The 3,227-nt window shown below is 36.2% G+C and carries 2 protein-coding genes and 4 pseudogenes; 2 read left to right on the forward strand and 4 right to left on the reverse strand.

What is annotated here, in order from left to right; genetic code table 11:
* Positions 1-295: 295 nt before the first annotated feature.
* The 3 genes and pseudogenes from H4I94_RS16030 to H4I94_RS16040 form a co-directional block, all read right to left on the reverse strand.
* Positions 296-373 (reverse strand): annotated as a pseudogene (locus tag H4I94_RS16030) (VapC toxin family PIN domain ribonuclease); the annotation flags it as partial.
* Complete coding sequence (locus H4I94_RS16035; protein ID WP_261183715.1) at positions 370-600, reverse strand: antitoxin; 231 nt, start codon at positions 598-600, stop codon at positions 370-372. The pseudogene H4I94_RS16030 and the gene H4I94_RS16035, both read right to left, overlap by 4 nt.
* A 230-nt stretch (positions 601-830) precedes the next feature.
* Positions 831-1,210, reverse strand: a pseudogene (locus tag H4I94_RS16040) (IS3 family transposase); the annotation flags it as partial.
* A 286-nt stretch (positions 1,211-1,496) separates the two neighbouring features.
* Between H4I94_RS16040 and H4I94_RS16045 the strand changes: the two are divergent.
* The gene (locus H4I94_RS16045) at positions 1,497-2,702 is read left to right on the forward strand and encodes a tyrosine-type recombinase/integrase (RefSeq protein WP_261183716.1); all 1,206 of its coding nucleotides are present in this window, start codon (positions 1,497-1,499) and stop codon (positions 2,700-2,702) included.
* A 74-nt stretch (positions 2,703-2,776) separates the two neighbouring features.
* Here H4I94_RS16045 and H4I94_RS16050 read toward each other — a convergent pair.
* Positions 2,777-3,059 (reverse strand): annotated as a pseudogene (locus H4I94_RS16050) (transposase); the annotation flags it as partial.
* Positions 3,060-3,114: 55 nt separating this feature from the next.
* Between H4I94_RS16050 and H4I94_RS16055 the strand changes: the two are divergent.
* Positions 3,115-3,227, forward strand: a pseudogene (locus H4I94_RS16055) (IS6 family transposase); the annotation flags it as partial.

Below are 3,227 nucleotides of genomic sequence, written 5' to 3' on the forward strand. Positions count from 1 at the left end.
CCTATACGGATGAATATATTGCAGAAATCACTCAACGTTTGAATCATCGCCCAAGAAAAAGACTCGGCTTTAAAAGTCCGAGTCAGGTATTATGGCAACAACATGGTGTTGCACTTCAAATGCTAATCTAAGAGGATAAAAAAGAATGGGGATTCAGCACTAGGTTGAAACTTAATACGAGATCAAAGGGGACAATTTTACTTTGCCATTTGTAAGGTAAAAGGGGGCAGTTTTAGAATGCCGTTGACACTGATGCGGTTATAATTGAAATAGTTAACTGTCCAAGCTGAAATTACTTGAAATGTTCAAAAACTTGCAGAGGTTTATGATTGATGATGTAGATACAGATGTTTGTGTCTAAGAGGTAAATCACTTGAAGTCCTCAAGCACTTGCTCATCTTGATCAGCTCGTTCCAGTTGAAATTCTACTTCAAACTCGTTAATTGCCTCTAACATAATGTCCCAGGGATTATCGATAGGTAGTAACAAGACACCACGACCAAAACGTTTAATAGCAACTTCGTTGCCATTAAAGCGAAATGCCTTGGGTAATCTAACAGCCTGACTTCGACCTGTTTGAGAAACTTTTGCAATTTCCATTTTTATTCTCCAGATATGATATCTACCATTGATATATATCATGCCATTAAATAATTGCTATGGATAGATTTGTTGAATAAGAGTTATTTGCTAATTCTGTATTTAATTTAGAAGGTAAGTCTATGTAAAAAATAGGAAAAAATTATTTTAATCTTCAGCAATTACTGTCCAAGTAGTTATTGATTCCGTAATTTGCACGGATAGGCTCTTTTAGTGGTTCTGGTACATGCTGCTTTCTTTAATCTTCTTTTTGGCTTAATAAGTAGATTTAGTGCCAACTCACAATAAATACAATTGTGATTCCAACCATAATTTTCAACATAACGTAGATAAGAGAAACACAGACCAAAGCCCCAATCTGCATTTTCTTCTGTCAGTTCAATGAGCGCATTCTCATTAGTGAGTTTAGCTTGATAACGATAGTAAGTTTCACTGATATTAAATGCACGACAAGCTAAACGAATACTAATAACATGGTGAGCAACTGCCTGTTGTGCCATTTGACGTTGCTGAGATGGCTTCACCACTTTTTTGACATCACTTCCAGGATAATCTCTGCTTTTAAAAGTTCTTCAGCATACATCTTTTTAAGTCTGGTATTTTCTGCTTCACTAGAGTCCCCATAATTAGAGCTAGAAATAGTGCAGTTTGCACAATTTTTTTCTTACTTTTCCTTTACTAGAATGCAACGGTAGGTTTTTAAATTAATGATGCGCTTTTGAGATGAACACAAGTGGTTATTAGTATGGTTACCTAAAACTAATATTCAAATAAATATATTAATTAAAACAATTAATTAAAATTATATGTGATGCGTATGTTACGCATCATATAAGTTTCTATATATTTTGATATAATTAAAGTGAACAGTGCCATTGATGGTTTCATTTAATATCATGAGTCTTACAGAATCCAAGGTTCGCCAAGCTAAACCAAGGGAGAAAATTTACTTCCTAGCCGACGATGATGGTCTTAGTCTTAAGATTGAACCAAATGGAACCAAGTCATGGAGTTATCGTTTTTCAGTTCCTGGAAGCAATAAACGATCTCGTATCAAACTTGGCGTTTATCCAGACATGAGCCTGAAAGAGGCAAGATCCGAAAGAGATGAACGGAAATTAATAGAAACGTATCCACACCGATCTAACAAAAAAGATCATGTGCTACTATTTTCACAAGTAGCAGAGGAGTGGCTAGCTTTTAAAAGAAAAAACGCTTTAGATGATGAACCACGCTGTGGTGTTGTACAACTTGCACAAAAATGTCTAGAAAGTGATATTTTACCGGAATTAGGTGAGCTGCCATTTCAAGAAATTAGACGTTTTGAACTGGTCAGTGTAATCCGAAAAATTGAGTCCCGTGGAGTTAAAGAACCCACAAAAAAAGCATGTAGTTATTTAAATCAGCTGTATGACTATGCTGTGGCAATGGGATATTGTGAATTTAATATTGCGAGTGGTTTACATAAAGTATTAATTACACAGAAAATTAAACGACATTACCCGTATTTAAAAACCGGTGAGGATCTAGCCGGATTTACTTTGCGGTTAAATGAAGTTAATAGCCATCCAATTATTAAAAAAGCATTATGGTTAAAATTATATACAGGAGCACGTGGTGCCGAAATTCTGGCAGCAGAACCACAACACTTTGATTTAAAAAACAAAATATGGCGTATTCCTGCGAAACATGTAAAACAATTTAGGCGTAAAGTTATTTTAGGCTTTGATATACCCGATTATATTATTCCACTATCTACCCAAGCAGTAGAGGTTGTTAAATCCTCATTAGAATGGTCATTTGGTGAAAAATATGTGTTTTCTAGTCCGCGACAAAAGGATAAACCCTTACATTTTAATACCTTGAATAGTGTCATCCGACGTATGGGTTATGATAAACATCAATTGTCCTCGCATGGCTTACGTTCGACGCTCAGTACCATTTTAAATGAATCGGGACTTTTTCAACATTCCTGGATTGAAGCTCAGCTTTCTCATACAGATAAAGACAAAACACGGGCTAGCTATAACCACGCTCAATATCTAGAACATAGGCATGAAATGATGCAATGGTGGGCTGATTATTTAACTACAGTTAAATGATAAATGTATTTCTAATTTAGGAGTGGCTTTGTTGCACAAACCTTCAAAAGCTGATATTTCTTCCAAACCATCCAAGCATATGCTTGTCGAGCTACGATCACCCGTCGGCAATGTTTCGTGTCATAAGACCATCTATATAGACGGTGTCAACGGAACCAATCTGCTCATCTTGTTGAATTTGGCTGAGTAAATCACCGAGTACCTGTGAATCACTGACATTTTTTTTGTGAGCTGAACTACCCGTATTTGCAGTGTTTCTGCATCTATATAAATGTGGAGTTTACGCCATAGGCGACAATATTTAGGTTGATGTTTCTTGCGGTTCCATTCTACTTCACCCAGGAATTTTGGCACTGTTGCAAATAGGCTGACATGATAAGCTAAATATCTTATTTATTTCGAGATACAGCAGATGAATCCCTTCCATGGTCGGCACTTTCAAGGTGAAATCATTCTTTGGGCTGTTCGTTGGTATTGTAAATATGGCATCAGCTATCGTGAACTTCAAGAAATGCTCGCTGAACG

The sequence above is a fragment of the Acinetobacter sp. T_3_1 genome, assembly GCF_025377055.1.
Classification (GTDB): domain Bacteria; phylum Pseudomonadota; class Gammaproteobacteria; order Pseudomonadales; family Moraxellaceae; genus Acinetobacter; species Acinetobacter kookii.

Bases quoted from the DNA above. Each gene is read 5' to 3' on its own strand.
- H4I94_RS16045 (WP_261183716.1), top strand. From the start codon at position 1,497: ATGAGTCTTACAGAATCCAAGGTTCGCCAAGCTAAACCAAGGGAGAAA.
- H4I94_RS16035 (WP_261183715.1), bottom strand. From the start codon at position 600: ATGGAAATTGCAAAAGTTTCTCAAACAGGTCGAAGTCAGGCTGTTAGA.